Source organism: Streptomyces sp. NBC_01216 (assembly GCF_035994945.1).
Lineage (GTDB): Bacteria > Actinomycetota > Actinomycetes > Streptomycetales > Streptomycetaceae > Streptomyces.
This window is the reverse complement of record NZ_CP108677.1, coordinates 2452049-2477245: the sequence shown is the minus strand read 5'-3', so window position 1 is coordinate 2477245 and position 25197 is coordinate 2452049. Positions and strand designations below refer to the sequence as shown.

Sequence of the window (25197 nt, the reverse complement as noted above, 5' to 3'; positions counted from 1 at the left end):
GTCAGGGCTTCGCGGGCTGCCCCTCCTCGGGGAGCAGACCCAGCCCGCTCAGGAATTCCAGCTGGTCGAAGTAGAGCCGGTAGCTGACGATCCGCCCGTCGGCGACCTGGGCGATGTCGACCCCGCGGATTTCCACCTCCTTGCCGGTGGCCGGAATGGTCTCACCGTCCGGGAGCCGGATCGGCCCGGTGTTCCGGCCGGTGTAGACGCCCTCGTCGATCGCCGTGTCACCGATCTCGTACGACTCCGAGGACGTGAACCGGGCGCCCGGAACGGCCTCCGTCATCGTGCGCCAGTAGGCGACGATCGCCTCTCTGCCGTGGAGCTCGCCGGCGTCCGGGGTGAGCGCGACCGCGTTCACGGCGAAGAGGTCGGCGACGACCTTGAGGTCCGGGTTCGTGGTGACCGCCTCGGTGAAACGGTCCATCACCGCGCGTGCCTCTCCCATGATCGACCTCCTGGGTGCGTATCCGGGGGGCTGAACCCATTCGTCCTCCCATTTTCCCACCGGACCGCCCGCCATGCCGGACCGCCCGGCGAGGTCGGGGGACGACGCCGGGGGCGGGGCGGGCGGCGAGTACGGCGAGGCTGCCGGGGGGACGGGGAGGGGAAGCGTCAGGGGCCGGGGGAGGGTGCCGGACGAGGTGCCGCACCGTCCGCGAGACCCGTCTTCGCGCCGGCGCCGCACAGCGGGACGACGGACAGGCCCGGTCGCGGGGCCGCGCGCACGGCCGCCCAGCACGCGACCCCCGTCGGCTCCACGAAGAGTCCGCGCCGGGCCAGGTCGATCTGGGCGGAACGGATCTGACCGTCCGTCACCGTCAGGAAGGTGCCGCCCGTCTCGCGTACGGCCCGCAGGATCGCGCGGGCCCGGGGCGGATCCGGGACGGCGATGCCCTCCGCCAGGGTGGGGCGTGGCGCGGCCGGGGCGGAGAGATCCTCCGCGCCCGCGTGGAAGGCCGTGGCCAGCGGGGCGACCGCCTCGGCCTGGACGGCGACCAGGGCCGGACGGGTGTCGACGAGGCCGTGTCCGTACAGCTCCGCCACCGCCAGCGCGGCGCCCAGCAGCAGGGTGCCGTTGCCGACCGGCACGACGAGCGTGTCGGGCAGCCTGCCGCCGAGTTCCTCCCAGATCTCGTACACGTAGGTCTTCGTCCCGTGCAGGAAGTGCGGGTTGTAGGCGTGCGAGGCGTAGAAGGTGCCGGGCGCGTCGGCTGCCGCGCGTGCGGCCCGCGCCGTCGAGGCGCGGTCACCGGGGACGACGGTGAGACGGGCTCCGTGGGCCCTGATCTGCTCCAGCTTCTTGGGTGACGTGCCCTCCGGTACGTACACGACGCAGTCGAGCCCGGCCCGCGCGCAGTAGGCGGCGACGGCCGTCCCGGCGTTGCCGCTGCTGTCGGCGAGCACCCGCCGCACGTCGCCGTTGCGGGTGAGCCGGCGGGCGAGTTCGACCAGCATCACCGCGCCGCGGTCCTTGAACGACAACGTCGGCATGAGGAAGTCGAGCTTGGCCATGACCGGGCCGGCGACGCGGTCGGCGGACGGTCTGTCCGGCACCGTGCCCGGTTCCGTGTCCGGCACCGTGCCCGCTTCGGTCAGCGGGACGAGCGGGGTGCGCCCCTCGCCGAGCGTCACATGAGGGATCTCGGTTGCCAGCGGCAAGGTCTCCGCATAGCGCCAGAGGGAATTCACACGTGACGCAAGTGACGAGAGGGGCACAGGGGCACTGGAGAATTCCAGGTCCCAGGGGCCGCGGCACTTCGGACAACACCAGGTGAGAGCGTCAGCCGGGGCGTGCGCCTGGCAGCGGGGACACACGTAGGTCGTCATGAACGCCAGCATGGCAGCCGTGTTTCCCGGCGTCCGGGACCCTTGTGGGATTCCTATGGATCCGTCAACCTTTCGCTCGGTGGACGGATGTGCCGGGTCCGCGGGCACTGCGCGGTGTCCTTTGGTTGACGACTTGACATGTCCCTGCCATACCCCCACAGCGACGCACCACCTATGAGGAGGACCCCTCACATGTCAGTGATGCGTGATTCACGGCGCGGACTCGCCGCCGTCGGTGCCATGGCCGTCGCGGCCCTGGCGCTCGGCACCGTCTCCGCCCTGCCGGCCGTCGCGGCCCCGGCGCCGGAAGGCGTGATCCAGAACGCCGGCGCCCCCGGTACGGTCGCGAACAGCTACATCGTCACCCTCGACGAGTCCGCGCAGGCGGAGACGGCGAGAGGCCGGGCGGTCGCGGCCCATTACGGCGCGAAGATCAAGAAGACGTACACCTCGGCGCTCAACGGCTACTCCGTCGAGCTTTCCGAGGCGCAGGCGAAGAAGCTCGCCGCCGACCCGGCGGTCACCTCCGTCGTGCAGAATCGTGTCTTCAAGGTCAATGGCACCCAGCCCTCCCCGCCGTCCTGGGGCCTGGACCGGATCGACCAGAAGGCCCTTCCGCTGAACCAGAGTTACACCTACCCGGACAGCGCGGGGCAGGGCGTGACGGCGTACATCATCGACACCGGCGTCCGTATCACCCACAACGACTTCGGCGGCCGTGCCTCCTACGGCTACGACGCCGTGGACAACGACAACACCGCGCAGGACGGCCACGGCCACGGCACGCACGTCGCCGGGACCGTCGCGGGTTCCTCCTACGGCGTGGCCAAGAAGGCCAAGATCGTCGGCGTCCGCGTCCTCAACAACCAGGGTTCCGGCACCACGGCGCAGGTCGTCGCCGGCATCGACTGGGTGACGCAGAACGCCGTGAAGCCGGCCGTCGCCAACATGAGCCTCGGCGGAGGCGTCGACACCGCCCTCGACGCGGCGGTGCGCAACTCCATCGCCTCGGGCGTCACCTACGCGGTGGCCGCGGGCAACGACAGCTCCAACGCCTCCAACTACTCGCCGGCACGTGTCTCCGAGGCCATCACCGTCGGCTCGACGACCAGCAGCGACGCCCGCTCCAGCTTCTCCAACTACGGCAGCGTGCTGGACGTCTTCGCCCCCGGCTCGTCCATCACCTCGTCCTGGAACTCCAGCGACAGCGCCACCAACACCATCTCCGGCACCTCGATGGCGGCCCCGCACGTGGCCGGCGCCGCCGCGGTCTACCTGGGTGACCACCCGACGGCGACGCCTTCTCAGGTCTCGACGGCGCTGACGACCGCCGCGACCCCGAACGTCGTCGGCAACCCGGGCAGCGGCTCCCCGAACCGTCTGCTCTACGTCGGTGGCGGCACCACCCCGCCGCCGCCCACCGGCGACAGGTTCGAGAACACCACCGACTACGCGATCAACGACAACTCGACCGTGGAGTCCCCGGTCACCGTGAGCGGTATCGCGGGCAACGCCCCCTCCGCGCTCCAGGTCCCGGTGAACATCGTCCACACCTACATCGGTGACCTCAGGATCCAGCTCGTCGCCCCCGACGGCACGGTCTACACGCTCAAGGGGTACGGCACCGGTGGCAGCTCGGACAACATCAACACCACCTACACCGTGGACGCCTCCTCGGAGGTCGCGAACGGCACGTGGAAGCTCCGGGTCAGCGACAACGCCTACTGGGACACCGGGAAGATCGACTCCTGGGCCCTCCAGTTCTGAGGCTCCAGGGCGTGGCGGTCCTGAACCTGCCGTCCTGAGGTGCGGGAGGACATGAACGAGGGGGCGGTCGCCGGCGGGCGACCGCCCCCTCCCCGCGTGCGGTCCCCGCCCCGGCACCGCGTACGATGCGCGGCCGATCGTCTGTTCGCATCGTCCGCCCTCAGGAGCACCGAACTCGTGGAGCAGCCCTCCCAGCAGCCGCAGGACCGTCAGCCGCCCCAGCGGGGGCGACCGGTCCCGGAGTCGTCGGACCGACCGGAGCCGGCACGGCCACCGGCGCCGTCCGAACCGGCGCCGGAGCGGTCCGAGCCGGAGCCCGAGCGGTCCGAGCCGCCGTCGGTGCCGTCGGAGCCACCGGGCGGTGCGTCTCCCGCGTCCGGGACGCCCTACGGCACGCCCGGCCCGTACAGCCCCGGCCCGTACAGCCCCGGCCCGTACGGTCCCTACGGCCCGGCGGGCCCCGGCGGTCCCGGCGCCGTCCTTCCCGGCCCCTACGGAACGCCGCAGCGCTCCACCAACGGCCCGGCCGTGGCTTCGCTCGTCGCCGGTGTCGTCTGCTGCCTGCCGCCGCTCGGGCTGGTGCTCGGCCTGGTCGCGCTGGCGCAGATCAAGAAGAAGGGCCAGTCGGGCAAGGGACTGGCGGTCTCGGGCATCGTCCTCTCCGCGGTGAGTTGCCTGCTGGTCGTCTCGGGCCTGGTGAGCGGCTCCTTCGGCGACGTGTGGGACGGCTTCAGGAAGGCCGTGGACGAGGCCGGCCGCTCGCAGACCGCCTTCGCGCTGCGCACGGGCCAGTGTTACGACGTCGACGGCGACCCGGAGGCGGTCACCTCGGACATCGAGGTCGTCGACTGCGCGCGCGCTCACGAGGGTGAGGTCACCGGCAACTTCCCGCTCTCCGGACTGGCGAAGTGGCCGGGCGACGACGCGATCGACCGGATCGCGACCGACCGCTGCGAGGAGATCAGCTACACGTACACGCTGGACTACTGGGCCGTCCCGGACCGGGTCTGGTCGTTCTACTACTACCCCAGCAGGGCCAGTTGGCGGACCGGTGACCGCAACGTGACCTGCACCTTCATAGTCGACGGCGGTGAGCCGTTGAAGGGTTCGCTGCGGAGGGACGAGACCACGCTCGACGCCGGCCAGGTCGTCTTCCTCACGCACATGAACCCGGTCGTCGACGCCCTGAACTCCGAGCCGGAGGACGACGCGGACGAGGACCTCGCGGCCAACAGGGCATGGGCGTCGCGGGTCCACGCAGCCCTCACCGGGGCGAGCCGCGAGCTGACGGCCCACTCCTGGGCCGGCGCCCGGAAGAAGCCGGTCGCCGCGCTGGTCGAGGAGCTCGACGTGGCGGCGAAGGAGTGGCGGCGACTGGCCGGGGCCGCCGACGCGGGCGCCTACTGGGCGCACTACGACGCGGCGTACGCGCTGACCGCCTGGAAGGCGGAGTCCGCCGCGCGGGAGGAACTGGGACTGGCCGCCCCGGAGCCGGAGACGGGCACGGACGGCTCCCGCCTGAGCTGAGGGCGGCCGTCGGGGAACGGACGGGGCCGGACCTCCGGAGAGGTCCGGCCCCGTCGTCCGCGGGCCGGTGACGGCGCACCGGTGGCGACGGCCCGTGACCGACCGCCGTTGCGGACCACACCGTCGATGGCGGGTCGGCCCGCGGTTCCGCGGCGGCACGACGAGGGAGTGCCGCGCCGCGCAGGACGGTGTCCTCGCGGAACCTACACCGGGGGCCGGGGCCCTCGGCGTAGGTGCGTCACCGGTGGCCGAGGCCCCGGTCGACGGCGGTGATCAGTTCACCGTCCGGGGTGTCCCCGTCCAGTGACCAGAACATCGCTCCGCCGAGTCCCTTGGCCCGTACGTACACCGACTTGGTCCACAGGACCCGCGGGTCGTCGTAGGTCCACAGGGTCGTCCCGTCGAAGAGCCAGGCGTGGCCGTTGAGCCGGTCCCGGTGCACGGTGAACCGCCCGGAGTCCGCCAGCTTCTTGAGGGCCTCGTAGTCCTCGGAGCCGTTCGCCCAGGTGGCCGGTGCCGGACCGGTCGCCGGCCGGCCGAGGCCGTCGCCGCCCCCGGTGACCCCCGTCCAGCCCTGGCCGTAGAAGGGCATGCCGACCACCAGCTTGCGGGCCGGGGCGCCGCGCCGCAGCCAGTCGCGGACGGTCTGGTCGACGCTGAAGTCGTTCCGGGCGAAGAGGGCGGACTGCTGGGCGGTGGTGGTCTCCCAGGAGCCGTGGAAGTCGTAGCCCTGGAGGTTGACGAAGTCCAGGTCACGCATGATCTTGCGGACCTCGAAGCCCGCGTCGATCTTGGCAGGCGCGGTGGGGACGAACGCCGTCAGCTCGTAGTGCTTCCGCCGGTCCTTCCGCGTCTTGGCGTAGGCGTCGAGCTGGGTGCGGAACTCCCGGACCAGCGCGGTGAAGTTCCGCTTGTCCTCCGGGCGGTAGACGGTGTCGGTGTCACCCGCCGACCCCGGCCACTCCCAGTCGATGTCGATGCCGTCGAAGAGTCCGGCCGCGGCTCCCGCACCGCCACGGGCGCCGTCGGCGGGCAGATTGCCCTTGATGTAGAGATCGAGGCAGGAGGCGACGAGGGCCTTGCGGGAGGCCGGGGTGCGGGCCGCGTCCGAGAAGTGCGTGGACCAGCCCCAACCACCCAGCGAGATCATGACCTTGAGTCCCGGGTGCTTCGCCTTGAGCTCGCGCAGCTGGTTGAAGTTCCCTGCCAGCGGCTGGTCCGCGGTGTCGGCGACGCCGTCCACCGACCCGGCCGCGTCCAGCGGGCGGACGTAGTCGGCCCAGGCGTCGGCCTCTCCGGGCACGTTGCCGGTGAAGCACTCGCCGTCCGCGTTCACGTTCCCGAAGGCGTAGTTGATGTGCGTCAGCTTGGCCGCGGTGCCGCTGGTGTCGAGGTCCTTGACCTGGAAGTCCCTTCCGTAGACGCCCCATTGGGTGAAGTAGCCGACCCGCTTGTACGCGGACTCGTCCGGTACGGGGTGGTGGGCGGGGGTGCTCGCGCCCGCCGCGGGGGAGAGTGCGGCGAGCAGCGCGAGGGAGGCGGCGGCGATCGTCAGCCGGGAGAGGGTTCGTCGACGCATGAGGCTCGTTCCTGTGCGAGTGCCGGAAGGGAGCGGTGCAGACAGGAAGGTATTGGTCTGGACCATTGAGGTCAAGGGTTCGGCGCCCATACCCGCGGTAAACGCAGACGTAAAGGCGAATCATCACTTCGAGTGAAACTCTGGCCCATGCTTGCGGCTGGACACCGAGGGTTGTCAGTCTGTAGCTGTCCGTCAACCTGAGGGGAGTGTCCAGTGACATTCGGTGAGCAGCCCGCCTATCTGCGGGTGGCGAGCGATCTCCGGGAGAAGATCGCCAACGGCTCGCTTCCGCCGCGTACCCGGCTTCCCTCGCAGGCACGCATCCGCGAGGAGTACGGGGTCTCGGACACCGTGGCACTGGAGGCCCGCAAGGTGCTGATGGCCGAGGGCCTCGTCGAGGGCCGTTCGGGCTCGGGGACGTACGTGCGCGAGAGGCCCGTTCCGCGACGGATCGCCCGCTCGGGGTACCGGCCGCCGTCCGGGGCCAGCCCCTTCCGGCAGGAGCAGGCGCTCGACGGCGCGCGCGGCACCTGGGAGTCCGGCAGCGCACAGGTTCCGGCGAGCGTCGTCGTGGCCGGGCGGCTCGGCATCGAGCCCGGAGAGCGGGTGATGCGCACGGGGTACGTCTTCCGCGAAGGAGGCGAGCCGATGATGCTCTCCACGTCCTGGGAGCCGCTGGCGGTCACCGGCCGGACTCCCGTGATGCTGCCCGAGGAGGGGCCGCTGGGCGGCTGTGGGGTCGTCGAGCGGATGGCGGCCATCGACGTGGTCGTGGACAACGTGGTCGAAGAGGTCGGTGCGCGCCCGGGGCTCGCCGAGGAGCTGCTGGCGCTCGGCGGCGTACCCGGTCATGTGGTGATGGTCGTCGAGCGGACGTACTACGCCTCGGGGCGGGCGGTGGAGACCGCCGACGTGGTGGTCCCGGCCGACCGTTACCGCATCGCCTACCACCTGCCCGTGCGGTGACGGGCGTGCGGTGACCGGTCGCCCGGTGGCGGCCCGGCCGGGGCGCGTTCCGGATCGCGGCGGTCCCGTCCGACGGCCCGCGCCGGCACCGGGTGTCCACTGGGCGGACGGCACCGTCCGAGCGCCGTGACCACGAGTCGACGGCGCCCCGCGTTCCGTAACCGCCAGACGGTCGCCCGCCGTGACGAACCGTCATGCCCGGTGCCTGCCTTCCCCGTCCGTGTCCGCCACCCCGGCCGCCGGACGACTGGAACCCTCATGGCGGACAGGGTCCCGCGCGACACCACCCCCGCCCCTCTGCCCCGTCGCGGCTGCGTCAGGATGGCCGCGGACGCGAGGGCTGCTCGCCGCGCTGCGCGCCCCGCACTCCTTGCGGCGGCGCTGGTCGCCGTCGACAGTGGCCGGCACCGGGCGGCCGGTCCGGTCCTGATGCCCGTGCCGTCCGTCCCCAAGTCGGGCCCCGGGGTGTGACGTTCGGCCTCCCTCCGTCGGTTCCCGGCCGGATTCGTGTCTCCTTGTGAAAACCCGTATCCGCTGTGTGAAGGTCAGGCGTAAGCTCAGGCATATGCTGATTGCGGTTTCCCGGAGATCGTCAGAGACGGCCCGCCCGATGGAGGGGGATGCCCGATGACCGACAGTGGCCCTGTCCTTCCCTGGCTGGTCATACGGCAGGACGACAACGGCAACCGCTATCGCGTCGGACGCTACGCGACCCGGGACGAGGCGCAGAAGATCGCCGACAGTCTCGACGACCGTGGCCACAAGCAGCTCTACTGGGTGGAGCGCGTCGGCCAGCCGGCCGTCTGACCCCGCCCCCGTCGCGACCCCTGACCACGACCTGCCGCGAGACCTTAGACTCCCGGCCATGACGGATCGCAGTGGCGGACGTGTGCTCGTGGTCGCGGCCGCCTTGTATCACCGGGGGTGCCTGCTGGCCGCCCGGCGCAGCGCCCCGGCCGAGCTCGCGGGCCGCTGGGAACTGCCCGGCGGGAAGCTGGAGCCGGGGGAGACTCCCGAGGAGGCCCTGGTCAGGGAGCTGCGTGAGGAGCTGGGAGTCGAGGCGGAGCCCGGCGAGCGCATCCCGGGCGAGTGGCCGCTGAAGCCCGGCTACGTCCTCCGGGTGTGGACCGCCCGGCTGCTGGCCGGTGAACCCCGCCCGTTGGAGGACCACGACGAACTCCGCTGGCTGGCGCGCCACGAGCTGGACGCCGTCGACTGGCTCGACCAGGACCGGCCGGCCGTCGCGGAGGCCGGGCGGCGGCTGCCCGCCTCTCCGGCGGGCGGGAACGAACGGGAGTCCGCCGGGTGACCTCCGGCCGGACGGCCCCACGGTCTCCGCGGTCCTACGCCGTTCGCACTATCGCGTACCCCCTCCCGCGTTCACCGCGCTATCACGCCCCGAATATCGGGTATGTCCCAGATTGACCCCCAAAAGGACGTGGGCCTTCCTTCTGGTGATGGCTGGGGAAGTGATCGGGCGTGATCGACACCGAAGGTGACTGCGTCGAATGGAGCTTTCCGGCGGAGGCCGATGCCGTGCGCACCGCACGTCATGTCGTCCGCGACGCCCTGCGGACCTGGGACATCGACACGGGGGTCGGTGACGTCACCGTCCTCCTGGTGAGCGAACTGGTCACGAACTCGCTGCGCCACGCCTCGGGCCCCATCGGGGTCCGCCTGGTCCGGCTCCTCGGCGACGGCGTCGCGCCCTCACGCCACACCGCCCTCCTCGTCGAGGTCTCCGATCCGCTTCCGGACCCGCCCACCGAACGCCCCGCCGGCCCCGACGACGAAGGCGGGCGCGGACTCCAACTCGTGGCCTGTTCTGCTCGTCGCTGGGGCACCCGTAAGGGAAGGACGGGCAAGACCGTGTGGTTCGAGCTGGCTCTGCCTGGTGAGTAAGAAGGAGTAGGGGCGATCACCGGGGGGTCCGGCTCGAAACGAACGAGACCACCCTGTGATCGTGAACGTCGTGCCGCCGGGGGCCGTAGTGCTGAATACTGCGGGCATGGCCGGTCCGGTGCGGTGAGCTGGAGGGGACGGTCGCGTGAGCGAGATATCCGAGACGGCGAGCGGCGTCGTGTGGCAGAGCAGCCCGCCCGGCTCGATCTATGACTACATCCGGGTCGCCTCCTTCTCGATCGGGCCCGACGGGCTCGTCGACCAGTGGAGCCGCCGGGCGGCCGATCTCTTCGGGGTGCCCGCCGAGGAAGCGATGGGCAAGGACCCCGTCGAGGCGTTCATGCCCTCCGAAGTGCGTGAACGTGGCTACCAGCGAGTGGCGGAGATCCTCGACGGCAAGGAGTGGACCGGTCTGGTCCCCTTCCGCGTGCCCGGGCAGAACCGCCGCCAGGGCATCGCCGAGATGTACGTCATGCCCAGTGAGACCCCCACCGGGGAGCGGGCCGCGCTGTGCCTCGTCGTCGATGTCCGGGCCTTGCGGCACATCGAGACCGACCTCGCCGCCGCGCAGGCCATTTTCGGCCAATCTCCCTTCGGGTTTCTGCTCTTCGGTACCGACCTCACGGTGACGCGGGCCAACCAGCGCTTCGCCACCGTCTTCGGCGGCTCGGCCGAGGACCACCGGGGCCGGACCGTGCACGACTACCTCTCCCGCCCCGAAGCCGACCGGATGACGGAAGCGCTCCGTCGCGTCCTGGACACCGGCGAGTCCGTCACCGAACTCCAGATCGTCGGCGCCGTCCCGGGCACCACCGACCGGCGTCACTGGTCGGTCAACCTGTACCGCGTGCACAGCGGCTCCGGCCTGCCCATCGGCGTCGCGGGACTCGGCATCGACGTGACCCGCCGCCACAACGCGGCCCGCGAGGCGGCCAACGCCCGACGCAACCTCGCCCTCCTCAACGAGGCCGGTGCCCGCATCGGGAACTCGCTCGACCTGGAGACGACCGCCCGCGAGCTCCTCGACGTCGCCGTCCCCGGCTTCTGCGACCTCGCCTCCGTCGACCTCTACCAGGGCCTCCTCACCGGCGACGAGGCCCCGCCGGGACGCTGGGGCAGCTCCCACGACGTGGGCTACGGAGCGGGCAGCGCCGAACTGCGCCGGGTCGCCTTCGCCAGCGCCGTCTCCGACACCCCGCTGCGCACCGGCCAGGAGACCGGCGACGGCGGCGCGGGCCCCGTCGAGGTCGGCTCCGTCCACCGCTACCCCTTCAACTCGCCCTGCGCCGGAGCCCTGCGCACCGGCAGGGCGCGCACCATGGCCGGCGGCGACGGCAGCCTCGTCCAGTCCACCCTCGTGGTCCCGATGGTCGCCCACGACGTGCTCGTCGGACTCGTGCAGTTCTCCCGCACCAAGGGCAGCGAGCCCTTCGGCGAGCGGGACCGGGCACTCGCCGTCGAACTCGCCGCCCGCGCCGCGGTCTGCATCGACAACGCCCGCCTCTACCGGCGGGAGCACGAGCGCGCCCTCATCCTCCAGCGCAGCCTGCTCCCGCCCGGCGACCCCGAGGCCGCCGGACTCGACATCGCCTGCCGCTACCTCCCCGGCACCACCGCCACCGAGGTCGGCGGCGACTGGTTCGACGTCATCGAACTCCCCGGCCACCGCACCGCCCTGGTCATCGGCGACGTCATGGGCCGCGGGCTGCGCGCCGCCGTGGCCATGGGCGAACTGCGCACCGCGGTACGCACCCTGGCCCAGCTCGACCTGGAGCCGGCCGAAGTGCTCTCCCACCTCGACGAGATCGCCCGCGGTCTCGGCGCCCCCGCCGGCGCCCAGCAGAGCGCCCGCGCCCACAAGGCACGCGGACCCGAACTCTCCGAGGTCTACCTCGCCACCTGCGTCTACGCGGTCTACGACCCCGTCACCCGGCGCTGTGCCTTCGCCAACGCGGGCCACCTGCCGCCGGTCCTGGTCGTCCCCGGCGAGGAGGCCAGACTGCTCGACGTTCCCCCGGGGATGCCGCTCGGCGTCGGCGGTGAGCCCTTCGAGGAGGTCGAGGTCGAACTGCCCGAGGGCGCGCTCCTCGCCCTCTACACCGACGGGCTCGTCGAATCCCGCGACCACCCGCTCGACGAGGGGCTCCACGCCTTCCGCGACGCGCTCGCCGAGCCCGCCACGCCGTCACCCGCCGTCGCGACCACACCGCCCTCGCATTCGCTGGAGGACGTGTGCGACCACGTCCTGACCACCCTCGACACCCGGCACGGCGAGGACGACATCGCCCTGCTGATGGCCCGGATCCAGGGGCTGCCGAGCGACGCGGTGGGGGACTGGCGGCTGCCACGGGAACCGCGCTCGGTCGGCAGGGCCCGCGAACTGGCGCGGGCCCAGCTGACGGCCTGGGACCTGGAAGCGCTGGTGGACACCGTCGAGCTGCTCGTCAGCGAGCTGGTCACCAATGCCCTGCGCTACGGCGAAGGCGAGATCCGGCTGCGACTGCTGAGGGATCGCACCCTGGTCTGCGAGGTCTGGGACGCCGGCCTGGTCCAGCCCCGGCGCCGCCGCGCCCGCGACACCGACGAGGGCGGGCGCGGGCTGCAACTGGTCGGGCTGCTCAGCGAGACCTGGGGCTCGCGGCGCACCCCGCGCGGGAAGACCGTCTGGTTCGAACTGCCCCTGCCGGACGCCGAGGGCGTCGCCGAGCCGACCGTGGAGCAACTGCTGAGCATGTTCTGATCCGCGGCACCCCCCGGGCCGCACGGCACTCCCCGTCCGGCCCGGGGCCACGCCTCCCGTAGGGAGGGCCCGCCCGGTCCGCGGGAGCGGAGCTGTCCCCCGGGCGCGGCGAACCGGGCCGCGGCCTGGGGCCGCCGTACGGATCAGGGGCGCCGTCCGCCGCCCAGCCGGCCCCGGGTGTCCCCGCCGCCGAAGCTGCCCGGCCCGCTTCCGGCGCCGCCCCCGAAGTCCCCCGAGCCCCCGCCGGTGCCGCGGGCGCCCCCGCCGAGGATGATGCCGCCGAGCACCGCTCCGCCGTTCCCGCCGCCGGCCCCCGCCGAACCGGCCGGGCGGTACGGGTTCCCGTAGGCGCGGACGTCCTGTTCGGCGAGGTTCTGCGCCTGCCGCGCCAGCGTGTCCGCCTGCCGCGCCTCGTCCAGCGCGCCCCGGGGGTCCCCGTCGGCGAGCAGCCGGGCCTCCTCCAGGCGACGCCGGGCCTCCGCCAACCGGGTACGGGCCTCGCTGCCCACCGCGCCGCGATGCGTGGTCACGTAGTCGACGGCCGCACCGGTCGCCGAACGGGCCGTCAGCATCGACCGGTCGAGCAGCATCCGGGCCCGATGCGTCAGCGACACACGATCGCGGGCCCCCTCCAGCACCTCGTCGAGCCCCGTGCCGGCCTCCTCGATCCGGCGCAGTGCGTCGAGAGGGTCGTACCGGCCCGCTTCCACGGTCCGGCGCACCTCCGCGAGGACGGACTCCGCCCGGGCGGCCCGCCCCTGAAGCCCGGCGGCGACCATGCCCCCGCCCGCGCCCCGGAGCAGCCCGCGGGCCTCGGCGAGATCGGCCTCGGTCCCGGTCAGGGCGTGCGGCAGGCTGCCCACGGCCTCGGCGAGTTCCCGCGCCCGCCGGTCCACGGCCCGGCCGAGCCGGGCCGCCTGGTCGATGCCACCCTCGGCGGCCCGGATGTGCACGGCCGCGGCGCCGTTGTCGCCGGACCCCACGGCCTGCCGGGCCAGGTCGAGGCGGGTCCCCGCGAACGCCAGCCGGTCCTTGGCCTGCTCGACGTCGGCGGCGACGGCGGAGACCGCCGACTCGGCGTACCGCTCCCGCATCGCCGCCAGCGTCGCCTCGGCCGTGGCGGCCCGGCCGGTCTCCTCCCGGCAGGCCGCCGTGGCCGCTTCCAGCGCCTCCCCGGCCTCGGCTTCCAGGGCCCGCAGCCGGTCGAAGTCCGCCGACTCCGCGTCCAGCCGGGCGTTGGCCTGTCCGCAGCGCGTGACGATCTCGGCGAGCAGGGAACGGCGGGTCGCGTCGTCTCCGGGGAAGCCGTCGTCGAGTCGCCGGCGAAGCCGGAACGCCGCCGTCAGCTCCGACTCGGCGAAGGCCACCGCCTTGGTGAACCGTTCCACCGCTTCCCCGCCGAACCGTGCCTCAGCGAAGCCCAGTTCCTCCTGGCTGGTGTGGACGGCGTCGTCGGTGGCGACCAGCGCCCCGCGGGCCAGGCCGTCCAGCTCGGCCGGCGGCTTCGCTTCGGGTGTCTTCGGCGGGCCCCAGGCCCGGCCGCCCGTCGGGGGAACCCTCCGGGTGCCGGAGCGGCGCCGCCGGGCGTACGCGTAGGCCGCCACCGTCCCCGCCCCGCCGATCAGGACCACCGGCAGTACCAGATCCGTGGCCGATGCGCCTCCGTCGGCAGCCGCCCCCGGGCCGTCGTAGAGCCGGTCCGGGGCATGGCCGACCGGGGCGCGGCGGTCCTCCAGCGCCCCCACCCGGTCGGTGATCCCTCCCTCGCGGGACACCGCTGCGCGGTCGTCGGCCCGGGCGCCGTGCGCGGCGGGCACCGCCGGCCACCACGTCGCCACCAGCATCGCGAGAAGGACTCGGGCGGCGGTTCGCGTCACAGGGGGAGGCTATGTCCTGGTCCGGGGCGTCGCACCCGGACCAGCCGTTCACCGGCCCCCACCCCGCCGCCGCGCCGTCTCAGGACTTCCGTCGCCCGATCCGCGCGCCCAGCCACACCAGGGGGTCGTACGTGCGGTCCACGACCCGCTCCTTCAGCGGGATCAGCGCGTTGTCGGTGATCCGGATGCCCTCCGGGCACACCTCCGTGCAGCACTTCGTGATGTTGCAGTAGCCCAGCCCGTGTTCCTCCTGCGCGGCGCGCCGACGGTCCAGGCCCTCCTCCCGCGCCGCGTCCAGCGGATGCATGTCCAGTTCCGCCACCCGCATCAGGAAGCGGGGGCCCGCGAACGCCGCCTTGTTCTCCTCGTGGTCACGGACCACATGGCAGGTGTCCTGGCACAGGAAGCACTCGATGCACTTGCGGAACTCCTGGGAGCGCTCCACGTCCTGCTGCCGCATCCGGTAGGCGCCCGGAGCGACGTCCGCGGGCGGCATGAAGGCCGGGACCTCGCGCGCCTTCGCGTAGTTGAAGGACACGTCCGTCACCAGGTCGCGCACGATGGGGAAGGCCCGCAGCGGGGTCACGGTGAGGGTCTCCGAACGGTCGAAGAGCGACATCCGGGTCATGCACATCAGCCTCGGCCGGCCGTTGACCTCGGCCGAGCAGGAGCCGCACTTGCCCGCCTTGCAGTTCCAGCGCACGGCGAGGTCCGGTGCCTGGGTCGCCTGGAGCCGGTGGATGATGTCCAGCACGACCTCTCCCTCGTGCGCCTCCACCGTGAAGTCGGTCAGCTCTCCGCCGCGGGCGTCGCCCCGCCACACCCGGAACCGGGCGTCATAGCCGCTCATGTGTCGAGCTCCTCCTCGGCGAGGTACTTGACCAGCTCATCCTTCTCGAAGAGGGCGAGCAGGTCCGGACGGATGGGTTCGGTACGCGTCCGTTCCAGAGTGACCGCCGCCTCTCCGGGGCCGTCGTCGGCCACCGCGCGGCACAGCAGGTTCACCGGTCGCCACCGTCGTTCCATCGACGGCCGGTCCTCCCGGGTGTGTCCGCCCCGGCTCTCGGTCCGTTCCAGCGCCGACCGGGCCACGCACTCGCTGACCAGCAGCATGTTCCGCAGGTCCAGGGCCAGGTGCCAGCCGGGGTTGAACTGCCGGTGCCCTTCGACCCCGGCCCGCCGGGCCCGCGCCCGCAGTCCGGCGATCCGCTTCAGGGCCTCGGCCCTCTCGGCCTCCCGCCGGATGATGCCGACCAGGTCGTTCATCGTCTGCTGGAGTTCCTGATGGAGGGTGTACGGGTTCTCCGCGGGCCCGCCCCGCCCCCCGTCCGCCTCCGGCACCCCGTCCGCGGCACCGAACGGGGCGAGCGCCGCCGAGGCGGCCGAGGCGACCTCGCTCTCCGGGGCGGACACCCTCCCGGTCCGGGCCGTGTACGCGGCGGCGTACGCGGCGGCGTGCAGCCCGGCCCGCCGGCCGAACACCAGCAGGTCCGAGAGCGAGTTGCCGCCCAGCCGGTTGGAGCCGTGCATGCCGCCGGCGACCTCACCGGCGGCGAAGAGCCCCGGCACGCCGAGCGCCGCCGCCGAGTCCGAGTCGACGGCGACGCCGCCCATGACGTAGTGGCAGGTCGGCCCGACCTCCATGGCCTCGGCCGTGATGTCCACGTCCGCCAGCTCCTTGAACTGGTGGTACATCGACGGGAGCCGTCGCCGGATCACCTCCGCCGGCATCCGGGTGGACACGTCGAGGAAGACGCCGCCGTGCGGGGAGCCGCGTCCCGCCTTCACCTCGGCGTTGATGGCCCGCGCCACCTCGTCGCGCGGCAGCAGTTCCGGCGGGCGCCGGTTGTCCTCGGGGTTCTCGTACCAGCGGTCGGCCTCCTCCTCCGTCCGCGCGTACTTCTCCTTGAAGACCTCGGGGACGTAGTCGAACATGAACCGCCGGCCCGCGGAGTCGCGCAGCACGCCCCCGTCGCCGCGCACCGACTCGGTGACCAGGATGCCCTTCACCGACGGGGGCCAGACCATCCCGGTCGGATGGAACTGCACGAACTCCATGTTCACCAGCGGCGCGCCCGCCATCAGTGCCAGCGCGTGCCCGTCACCGGTGTACTCCCAGGAGTTCGACGTCACCTTGAAGGACTTGCCGATCCCGCCGGTGGCCAGCACCACCGACGGCGCCTCCAGGACGAAGAAGCGGCCGGTCTCCCGTTCGTAGCAGAAGGTCCCCGCCACCTGCCCGGAGCCGTCCTTGAGGACCCGGGTGACGGTGCACTCCTGGAGGATCCGCAGCCGGGCCTCGTAGTCGCCCGTCTCCTTGTGGTCCTGCTGCTGGAGCGCCACCACCTTCTGCTGCAGTGTGCGGATCAGCTCCAGTCCCGTCCGGTCTCCGACGTGTGCGAGGCGCGGGTACTCGTGACCGCCGAAGTTGCGCTGCGAGATCCGGCCGTCCGCGGTGCGGTCGAAGAGCGCCCCCCAGGTCTCCAGCTCCCACACCCGCTCGGGGGCCTCGCGGGCGTGCAGCTCCGCCATCCGCCACTGGTTGAGGAACTTGCCGCCCCGCATGGTGTCGCGGAAGTGGACCTGCCAGTTGTCGTGGGCGTTGACGTTGGCCATGGAGGCGGCGATGCCGCCTTCCGCCATGACCGTGTGGGCCTTGCCGAAGAGGGATTTGCAGACCACGACGGTACGGGCGCCGCGTTCGCGGGCCTCGATCGCGGCGCGCAGACCGGCGCCGCCCGCGCCGACCACGACCACATCCCACTCCTGCCGTGCGACCTGTGTCATGTCAGAAGATCCTCGGGTCGTCGAAGGTGCCGGTGGCCAGCAGGTACACGTACAGGTCGCAGAGGGCGACGCTGATCAGGGAGGCCCAGGCGAGCAGCATGTGACGGGCGTTGAGACGTCCTGCCCAGGTCCACAGGCGATAGCGCACCGGATGGGCGGAGAAGTGCCGCAGCCGGCCGCCGACGATGTGCCGGCAGGAGTGACAGGACAGCGTGTAGGCCCAGATCAGCACGGTGTTGACGAGGAAGACGAGCGTCCCGAGTCCCGCGTGGCCCCAGGCGTAGGAGGCGTCCCGGAAGGTCAGCACGGTGTCGTACGTGAGGATCGCGGCGACCGGCAGGGCCGCGTAGAAGAAGTACCGGTGGGCGTTCTGCAGGAGGAGCGGGAAGCGGGTCTCCCCCGTGTAGGCACGGTGCGGTTCGGCCACCGCGCAGGCGGGTGGCGAGGCCCAGAAGGCCCGGTAGTACGCCTTGCGGTAGTAGTAGCAGGTCAGCCGGAAGCCGAGCGGGAAGACCAGGATGACCAGCGCCGGGGACAGGACCCACCAGCTGCCGAGGAGGTCCCAGTTCGGCCCGCCCCTCATGGGCACGCAGTTCTGCGCCAGGCAGGGCGAGTAGAACGGCGAGACGTAGGGGGCCGCGTAGTAGTCGCTGCCGGCGAAGGCCCGCCAGGTCGAGTAGACGACGAAGGCGAGCAGTCCGGCAGCGGTGACGGCGGGCGCCGCCCACCACCGGTCGGTACGCAGGTGGCGGACGCCGACGGCCGCGCGGGTGGGGGAGTGCACGCCGGTGGCGGGCGCCCCCGTGTCAGGGGAGGGGGGTTCGGTTCCGGTGACCACGTGGTCCCCTTCCTACGGCGCGTGCCGGCCGCGGGCGCCCAGGCCCTCGTCGTCCACGTCCGTCCACAGCTCGCTGCGGTACGGGGTGTCCGGCACGGGGACGAGGGGCTCGGTGCGTAAGGCGGTGGTTCCGGGGGCACCGCCCCGTTCCGCCGTGAGGCGGCGTTCCAGATGTCCGACCGTGCGGACCAGGTCGTCGAGGCAGCGCTTCACGGCCGCCAGATCGTCGTGCAGGGACATGGAGCCCTCACTTCCGCGATAGCGGGTACACGCGCCTGAGAGGCCCTGAGAGTGTCGCGCGCCACATCCCGCGTTGGGAAGGCGTGTGCACCGATCCGCTCGCCGCGACGGCGGCCCGGCGGGGCCGCCCGGCGGGCGGAGGCCGGCCCGGTGGGCGGATCGGTCATTGGGCCGCACGAGTGGGGTTCGGCCCCGCTGTCGCCGTGTTGCCGTGGCCGGGTCCGGTCCGTCCCCTTCAGTGGATGCGTCATAGATGTGATCATCTCCAAATGGAATAAACCTGGACGAAGGGGTACAAGTCATGTCCCAAGTCGGCGCCCCTCGCGGGACATGCTCCAGGAGCCCCCGCTCCCGCACGCTCCGCTCCGTCGCCACCCTCAGCAGCGCGGTCCTCGCGGTGTCCGTCCTGGCCGGCTGTAGTTCCGACGAGGAGGCCGAGCAGGCCCCGGCCGCCGCACAGGACAACGCCCCCGCGGCGCGCGACAAGGTCGCCGACGGCGGCACCCTGCGCTGGGCGGTGGACGCGATGCCCACGACGCTCAACGCCTTCCAGGCCGACGCCGACGGAGCCACCTCCCGTCTCGCCGGAGCGTTGCTGCCCTCCCTCTACACCCTCGACGCACGCGGCCGGCCGCGTCTCAACCCGGACTACCTGGAGTCGGCGAAGGTGGTGGAGACGGAACCGAAGCAGGTCGTGCTCTACAAGCTCAACCAGCAGGCGGTGTGGAGCGACGGCCGGGAGATCGGCGCCCCCGACTTCGTCGCGCAATGGCGTGCCCTGAGTGGCCGGGACACCGCGTACTGGACCGCCCGCAACGCCGGCTACGAGCGGATCGAGCGGATCGAGCGCGGCAAGAACGACCTGGAGGTGCGGGTCACCTTCGCCAAGCCCTACGCCGACTGGAAGGCCCTCTTCACCCCGCTCTACCCCAAGCAGGTGATGGGCTCCCCGAACAGCTTCAACGACGGCGCGCGCACCACCCTGAAGGCGACCGCGGGGCCGTTCGAGCTCAAGAAGATCGACGGCAAAGCGGGCGAGATCACCCTGGTGCGCAGCGCCCGCTGGTGGGGGCGGTCCGCCAAGCTCGACTCGCTGATCCTGAAGGCGGTTCCCCGGACCGAGCGGATCACGGCACTGTCCGCAGGCAAGCTCGATCTGGCCGAGATCGACCGGTCGGTGGCCGACCGCATCGCGCTCGCGGTGCGTGACGCCCGTTCCGGGCAGGGCGGTCAGCCGCTCACCCACGGTCCGGGCGCGGGTATCACGCCCGCCGCGGCCCTCAAGTCCTGGGCTCTGGCACACGGCTCCGACGAGGAGCAGGCCGAGGTCGTCCAGGCGGCGCGGGAGAAGAACCAGCAGGCCATCGCGCGGTACGCGGCCGAGCAGAACGCGCTCGGGAAGTTCGTCGTCCGCAAGTCCCTGGAGCCCGCCTACACCCAGCTGTCGCTCAACGGCGAGTCCGGGCCGCTCGCCGACGAGCGCGTGCGGCGTGCCGTGGCCCGCGCCCTGGACCGGCAGGAGCTGGCCGAAACCGTGCTCAAGCCGCTGGGACTGCCCGCGAAGCCCCCGGGCAGCCACCTCGCGCTGGCCGGCCAGGCGGCGTACGCGGACAGCAGTGACGCGCTCGGCGACCAGGACGCCAAGGAGGCGCGGGCGTTGCTCGCGGACGCCGGATGGGTGCCGGGAGGCGCGAACAAGAAGCCGGCCGGGACGAAGGCCGGCAGCGAGCCGGGGGAGGACGCGGAGAAGAAGGACGCGGAGAAGAAGGACGCGGAGAAGAAGGACGCGGAGAAGAAGGACGACGCGGAGAAGAAGGACGAGGAGAAGAAGGACGAGGAGAAGAAGGACGAGGCCGCGAAGGCGGGGTCCTCGGGGCCGCAGGCCGATGTGGCCTCGGACGAGGGGCTCTACATCGTCGGCGACGACAAGCCCGGCGGCCAGGAGAACGGCACCGTTCTCGCTCCGGCGCCCGCCGCGGCTCTCCACGGCGTGGCGCTGTTGCGTCAGGCGGAGGCCCTGGAGGCCGCCGCGGACTCCGCCGCGGAGGACAAGGGGCGCACCGCCGCCAAGCCCGGCAAGGGGGTCGCCGGCGCCTACGCCCCGATCGGCACCGCCGCCCCGCCCGGACCCGCCGCCGCCCCGCAGGCCCTCGGCAAGGACGGCAAGGCGCTCGACCTCCGCTTCGTACTGCCCTCGGGCCCCGGCTCGGAGTCGCTGCGGGCGGTCGGCGAGAAGATCGTCCGGATGCTCGACGCGGTGGGAATCCGGACCACCGTCACCAAGGTCGCGGACGACAGCTTCTTCAAGGACCACATCGCCTCCGGCGAATACGACCTGGCCCTCTACTCCTGGCCCGCCTCCGCCTTCCCCGCGACCGACGCCCGGCCGATCTTCGCCAAGCCCGAGCCCGCGTCCGACGGTTCCCTGCTCGTCGAACAGAACTACGCCAGGGTCGGCACCGACCGTATCGATCAGTTGTTCGATCAGGCGGTGGCCACCCTCGACGAGGAGGAGGCCCGGGCCCTGGTGCGTCAGGCCGACGCACGGATCTGGGCCGCTGCCGGATCGATTCCTCTCTATCAGCGCCCCCAACTGGTGGCCGCCAGGTCCACCCTGCTGAACGCCGGCGCCTGGGGCTTCGAGGCCCCGCGCTACCAGGACATCGGGTGGAAGAAGCCCGGAACCTCCAAGGGCGCGGAGCGCAACACCAAGAAATAGCCGAAAGGGCGATCCGCAACCTCAGATCACGCTCAAGTTCCTTGCCCGTCGGTGATCCCGGCGGGCAGGATCACCCCCGGCCCCCTTGACCCGGCCCTGCTCCGCACCCCAGCGCAATCCCGCAGCATCCGTACCACCCGAGTGCCCCTGTCCCCGCAGAGGCAGTCTCGAAACCTCTGAGTAAACCCTCTCGAATCCGGGCGGGGAAGCCCCTTGCGCGGCAGCCCCGTACCATGGGAGATAGCCGTGGCGCGTCCGCCCGGCGGGCGTAAGAGGAACTGACGCCGCATCCCACGATCCGAGAGAAGCGCAAGCACCCATGCCCACGCGCCACGACATCCGTAACGTCGCCATCGTCGCCCACGTCGACCATGGCAAGACGACCATCGTCGACGCCATGCTCAAGCAGGCCGGTGCCTTCGCCGCCCACCAGCACCTCGACGACCGCATGATGGACTCGAACGACCTGGAGCGTGAGAAGGGCATCACGATCCTCGCCAAGAACACGGCGGTGAAGTACCACCCCAAGGACGGCGGGGCCCCGATCACGATCAACATCATCGACACCCCCGGCCACGCCGACTTCGGTGGCGAGGTCGAGCGCGGTCTGTCGATGGTGGACGCGGTCGTCCTGCTCGTCGACGCCTCCGAGGGCCCGCTTCCGCAGACTCGTTTCGTGCTCCGCAAGGCCCTGCAGGCCCGGATGCCCGTCATCCTCTGCATCAACAAGACGGACCGCCCGGACTCCCGGATCGACGAGGTCGTCAACGAGACCTACGACCTCTTCCTCGACCTGGACGCGGACGAGGACCAGATCGAGTTCCCGATCGTCTACGCCTGCGGCCGTGACGGCGTCGCCTCGCTGACCAAGCCGGAGGACGGCACCGTCCCGGCCGACAGCGACAGCCTGGAGCCGTTCTTCTCCACGATCCTGGCGCACGTGCCGGCCCCGACGTACGAGGAGGAGGCGCCGCTCCAGGCCCACGTCACCAACCTCGACGCCGACAACTTCCTCGGACGCATCGCGCTGCTCCGCGTCGAGCAGGGCGAGCTGCGCAAGGGCCAGACGGTCGCGTGGATCAAGCGTGACGGCACGATCTCCAACGTCCGCATCACCGAGCTGATGATGACCGAGGCGCTCACCCGCAAGCCGGCCGAGGTCGCCGGCCCCGGTGACATCTGCGCCGTCGCCGGTATCCCCGACATCATGATCGGCGAGACGCTGGCCGACCCGGAGAACCCGATCGCGCTGCCGCTGATCACGGTCGACCAGCCCGCGATCTCCATGACCATCGGTACGAACACCTCGCCGCTCGTCGGCCGCGGTGGCACCGGCAAGGGCGCGGACGCCAAGGCCGCGGTCAAGGACCGCAAGGTCACCGCCCGCCAGGTGAAGGACCGCCTGGACCGGGAACTGATCGGCAACGTCTCGCTCCGCGTCCTCGACACCGAGCGCCCGGACGCCTGGGAGGTCCAGGGCCGTGGTGAGCTCGCGCTCGCCATCCTGGTCGAGCAGATGCGCCGCGAGGGCTTCGAGCTCACCATCGGCAAGCCGCAGGTCGTGACCAAGGACGTCGACGGCAAGGTGCACGAGCCGGTCGAGCGTCTGACGGTCGACGTGCCGGAGGAGCACATGGGCGCGGTCACGCAGCTCATGGGTATCCGCAAGGGCCGCATGGACAACATGTCGAACCACGGCTCCGGCTGGGTCCGCATGGAGTTCGTCGTTCCGTCCCGTGGCCTGATCGGATTCCGCACGGAGTTCCTGACCAACACCCGCGGCACGGGCATCGCCCACTCGATCCACGAGGGCCACGAGCCGTGGTTCGGCGCGCTGTCGACCCGCAACAACGGTTCGCTGGTCGCCGACCGCGCCGGCGCGGTCACCGGATTCGCGATGACCAACCTCCAGGAGCGCGGTGTGCTCTTCGTCGACCCGGGTACCGAGGTGTACGAGGGCATGATCGTCGGCGAGAACTCGCGCTCCGACGACATGGACGTGAACATCACCAAGGAGAAGAAGCTCACCAACATGCGCTCCTCCTCGGCCGACTCCTTCGAGGCGATCGTGCCGCCGCGCAAGCTCTCCCTGGAGCAGTCCCTGGAGTTCTGCCGCGACGACGAGTGCGTCGAGGTGACCCCGGAGGCCGTGCGCATCCGCAAGGTCGTCCTCGACCAGAAGGAGCGCGGGCGTTCCGCCTCGCGCGCCAAGAACGGCTGAGGCCGTCCTGTTCACGACCGTCCCGTCGAGGGCCTGCCCGTGATCCGCGCGGCGGCGGCCTGAAACGGCTTCGGAGACAGGGCCCGGACCCCCACGGACACCGTGGGGGTCCGGGCCTTTCGTCAAGCTCATTTGCCGGACCCCCTGTCCGGATATCGGCCGTCGCTCTCCGGAACGTGTGTTAACGGTCCGTTTCGGGGGTGTCTGTCTGTGATCAGTTTGTCCGGATTTCGGTCTCCGAGGTCGCGGTGATGTTGTCAAAACGAGACCGCTTAAGTGTGGTTTACAGCCCTCACGTACTTAATAGTTGGCTCCATTGAGCTCGGGTCAATGGGTCACGCACTGTGGGGAGTGCCGACTCACGAGCACACTCGGGGTACTTGGGTCCAACGCCGTCAGGGGTGTCGGCAGAACTCGAAGTACCCCTCTTGTAGTGACAAGTGGACTCATGAGGAGGAACCCATGCGCGGTGCCAAGAGCGCCAAGTGGGTAGTGGGCGCGACCATCGTCGCCCTGGCAGCAACCGCCTGTGGCGGGGGTAAGAGCGACGGTGGCAGCGACGCCAAGGGCGCTGTTGACCCGAACGGGATCTTCTCGATCGAGCTCGGTGAGCCGGAGAAGCCCCTGTACACCGGTGACACGATGGAGTCCAACGGCTCCGCGGTCATGGCCGGCCTGTTTTCGACCCTGGTCGACTACAAGGCCGACGGCTCGCTGGAGATGATCAACGCCGAGTCGGTCACCACGACCGACTCCAAGACGTGGACCGTCAAGCTCAAGCAGGGCTGGAAGTTCCACGACGGCACCCCGGTGACCGCGAAGTCCTACGTGGACGCGTGGAACTGGAACGCCAACATCGACAACGCGCAGGGCCTGGCGTCCTGGTTCGCGGACATCAAGGGCTACGACGCCGTCCACCCGGAGGAGGAGGGCGCCAAGCCCACCGCCGAAACGATGGAGGGCCTGAAGGTCGTCGACGACAGCACCTTCACCATCGAGCTGAAGAACGTCGTCCCGTACTTCGGTCACAAGCTGGCGTACATCGTCTTCGCGCCGCTGCCGGACTCCTTCTACAAGGACACCAAGGCCGCGGGTCAGAAGCCGGTCGGCAACGGTCCCTACAAGTTCGAGTCCTGGGACCACAAGAAGCAGATCAAGATCGTCCGCTACGACGACTACCAGGGCCCCAACAAGGCGAAGAACGGCGGTGTGGTCTTCAAGAACTACACCACCCTCGAGGCCGCCTACGAGGACCTGAAGTCCGGCAACGTCGACGTCCTGCGTCAGATCGGCCCGAAGGACCTCCCGGTCTACCGCGCCGACCTCGGTGACCGCGCCGTGGACCAGCCGTACTCGGCGATCCAGACGCTGGCCATCGCGTTCTACGCGGACAAGTGGTCGAAGCCGAAGGCGATCGACCCGAAGGTCCTCCAGGGCCTGTCCATGGCCATCGACCGTGCCACCATCACCAAGACGGTGCTGCAGGGTACCCGCGAGCCCGCCACGGGCTGGGTCGCCAAGGGCGTCCAGGGCTACCAGGAGAACGCGGCCGGCGACGTCACCAAGTTCGACCCCGCCAAGGCCAAGGAGCTCATCCAGGCCGGCGGCGGCGTTCCCAACAATGAGATCTCCATCCAGTTCAACGCGGATGGCGGTCACAAGGAGTGGGTCGACGCGGTCTGCAACAGCATCACGAACGCGACCGGCGTCAAGTGTGTCGGCGACAGCAAGCCGGACTTCCAGGCCGACCTGACTGCTCGTAAGAACAAGCAGGTCAAGGCCATCTACCGGTCCGGCTGGGTGCTCGACTACCCCGTCAACGCCAACTTCATCAGTGACCTGTTCCGCACCACCGCTGCGGGCAACCAGGGTGGCTTCGGCAACAAGGAGCTGGACGCGAAGATCGCGGCCGCCGACTCCGCGCCGACGCTGGACGAGTCGGTGAAGCAGTTCCAGGCCATCGAGAAGGACCTGGTCAACTACATGCCGTCCATCCCGCTCTGGTACTACAAGGTCAACGCGGGCTACTCGGAGAAGGTCTCCGGCGTTCAGTACGGTCAGGACGGCGACCCGATCCTGACCGGCGTCGAGGTCAAGAAGTAACCACCCAAGCGTAGTCCGCACGCCGGCGTGGGGCTGACGGAGCGTCAGCCCCACCCGGTGCCTTACGCAGCGGCCGGGGGGCCCTTCCGTGACATCCGCGT

Annotated in this window: 19 protein-coding genes; 11 read left to right on the top strand and 8 right to left on the bottom strand. The window is 71.3% G+C overall.

Going from position 1 to position 25197, the window contains the following annotated elements; translation table 11 throughout:
• Position 1: 1 nt before the first annotated feature.
• Together OG393_RS10415 and OG393_RS10410 are read right to left on the bottom strand one after the other, a co-directional pair.
• A complete protein-coding gene (locus tag OG393_RS10415; protein WP_327374374.1) occupies positions 2 to 448 on the bottom strand; it encodes an ester cyclase in 447 nt (148 codons plus the stop codon).
• A gap of 167 nt (positions 449 to 615) precedes the next feature.
• A complete protein-coding gene (locus tag OG393_RS10410) occupies positions 616 to 1842 on the bottom strand; it encodes a threonine synthase (protein ID WP_442817286.1) in 1227 nt (408 codons plus the stop codon).
• Positions 1843 to 2022: 180 nt separating this feature from the next.
• On the opposite strand from OG393_RS10410, the gene OG393_RS10405 reads away from it, so the two are divergent.
• Together OG393_RS10405 and OG393_RS10400 are read left to right on the top strand one after the other, a co-directional pair.
• On the top strand, positions 2023 to 3597 hold the full coding sequence (locus OG393_RS10405) for a S8 family peptidase (protein WP_327374372.1): 1575 nt from the start codon (positions 2023 to 2025) through the stop codon (positions 3595 to 3597).
• Positions 3598 to 3774: 177 nt separating this feature from the next.
• Positions 3775 to 5124 (top strand): DUF4190 domain-containing protein, encoded by a 1350-nt coding sequence (locus OG393_RS10400; RefSeq protein WP_327374371.1) that lies wholly within the window; start codon positions 3775 to 3777, stop codon positions 5122 to 5124.
• Between the two features lie 238 nt (positions 5125 to 5362).
• Here the strand turns inward: OG393_RS10400 and OG393_RS10395 are convergent, their stop codons facing one another.
• Positions 5363 to 6703 carry a glycoside hydrolase family 18 protein gene (locus OG393_RS10395; protein ID WP_327374370.1) on the bottom strand — a complete coding sequence of 447 codons (1341 nt, stop codon included), beginning with the start codon at positions 6701 to 6703 and terminating at the stop codon, positions 5363 to 5365.
• Positions 6704 to 6916: 213 nt separating this feature from the next.
• Here OG393_RS10395 and OG393_RS10390 point away from each other — a divergent pair, with 213 nt between their 5' ends.
• The 6 genes from OG393_RS10390 to OG393_RS10365 all read left to right on the top strand — a co-directional run bounded on the left by OG393_RS10390 (position 6917) and on the right by OG393_RS10365 (position 12311).
• Positions 6917 to 7669, top strand: a complete 753-nt coding sequence (locus OG393_RS10390) for a GntR family transcriptional regulator (protein WP_327374369.1) — start codon at positions 6917 to 6919, stop codon at positions 7667 to 7669.
• 258 nt (positions 7670 to 7927) lie between these two features.
• Positions 7928 to 8140: a hypothetical protein gene (locus OG393_RS10385; RefSeq protein ID WP_327374368.1), complete on the top strand. Its 213-nt coding sequence runs from the start codon at positions 7928 to 7930 to the stop codon at positions 8138 to 8140.
• 156 nt (positions 8141 to 8296) lie between these two features.
• Positions 8297 to 8476 (top strand): SPOR domain-containing protein, encoded by a 180-nt coding sequence (locus OG393_RS10380; protein ID WP_327374367.1) that lies wholly within the window; start codon positions 8297 to 8299, stop codon positions 8474 to 8476.
• A gap of 58 nt (positions 8477 to 8534) precedes the next feature.
• Positions 8535 to 8978, top strand: a complete 444-nt coding sequence (locus tag OG393_RS10375; RefSeq protein ID WP_327374366.1) for a (deoxy)nucleoside triphosphate pyrophosphohydrolase — start codon at positions 8535 to 8537, stop codon at positions 8976 to 8978.
• Between the two features lie 170 nt (positions 8979 to 9148).
• On the top strand, positions 9149 to 9571 hold the full coding sequence (locus OG393_RS10370) for an ATP-binding protein (protein WP_327374365.1): 423 nt from the start codon (positions 9149 to 9151) through the stop codon (positions 9569 to 9571).
• Positions 9572 to 9716: 145 nt separating this feature from the next.
• Complete coding sequence (locus tag OG393_RS10365) at positions 9717 to 12311, top strand: SpoIIE family protein phosphatase (protein WP_327374364.1); 2595 nt, start codon at positions 9717 to 9719, stop codon at positions 12309 to 12311.
• A gap of 143 nt (positions 12312 to 12454) precedes the next feature.
• On the opposite strand, the gene OG393_RS10360 is transcribed toward OG393_RS10365, so the two are convergent.
• From OG393_RS10360 to OG393_RS10340, 5 genes are all read right to left on the bottom strand, one after another.
• Positions 12455 to 14155 carry a TPM domain-containing protein gene (locus tag OG393_RS10360; RefSeq protein ID WP_327378381.1) on the bottom strand — a complete coding sequence of 567 codons (1701 nt, stop codon included), beginning with the start codon at positions 14153 to 14155 and terminating at the stop codon, positions 12455 to 12457.
• Positions 14156 to 14267: 112 nt separating this feature from the next.
• Positions 14268 to 15038, bottom strand: a complete 771-nt coding sequence (locus tag OG393_RS10355) for a succinate dehydrogenase/fumarate reductase iron-sulfur subunit (RefSeq protein ID WP_327374363.1) — start codon at positions 15036 to 15038, stop codon at positions 14268 to 14270.
• Positions 15035 to 16975, bottom strand: a complete 1941-nt coding sequence (locus OG393_RS10350; RefSeq protein ID WP_327374362.1) for a fumarate reductase/succinate dehydrogenase flavoprotein subunit — start codon at positions 16973 to 16975, stop codon at positions 15035 to 15037. The genes OG393_RS10355 and OG393_RS10350 overlap by 4 nt, the downstream gene beginning before the upstream one ends.
• Before the next feature lies 1 nt (position 16976).
• Positions 16977 to 17813, bottom strand: a complete 837-nt coding sequence (locus OG393_RS10345) for a hypothetical protein (protein WP_327374361.1) — start codon at positions 17811 to 17813, stop codon at positions 16977 to 16979.
• Between the two features lie 12 nt (positions 17814 to 17825).
• Entirely contained in the window at positions 17826 to 18053 is a 228-nt protein-coding gene (locus OG393_RS10340) for a hypothetical protein (RefSeq protein WP_327374360.1), read from the bottom strand.
• 301 nt (positions 18054 to 18354) lie between these two features.
• Here OG393_RS10340 and OG393_RS10335 point away from each other — a divergent pair, with 301 nt between their 5' ends.
• The 3 genes from OG393_RS10335 (at position 18355) to OG393_RS10325 (ending at position 25096) form a co-directional block, all read left to right on the top strand.
• Entirely contained in the window at positions 18355 to 20772 is a 2418-nt protein-coding gene (locus OG393_RS10335) for an ABC transporter family substrate-binding protein (RefSeq protein WP_327374359.1), read from the top strand.
• A gap of 319 nt (positions 20773 to 21091) precedes the next feature.
• Positions 21092 to 22993: a translational GTPase TypA gene (gene typA, locus OG393_RS10330; RefSeq protein ID WP_327374358.1), complete on the top strand. Its 1902-nt coding sequence runs from the start codon at positions 21092 to 21094 to the stop codon at positions 22991 to 22993.
• A gap of 462 nt (positions 22994 to 23455) precedes the next feature.
• Positions 23456 to 25096, top strand: coding sequence for a peptide ABC transporter substrate-binding protein (locus tag OG393_RS10325; RefSeq protein WP_327374357.1), 1641 nt, complete (start codon positions 23456 to 23458; stop codon positions 25094 to 25096).
• Positions 25097 to 25197 lie beyond the last annotated feature (101 nt).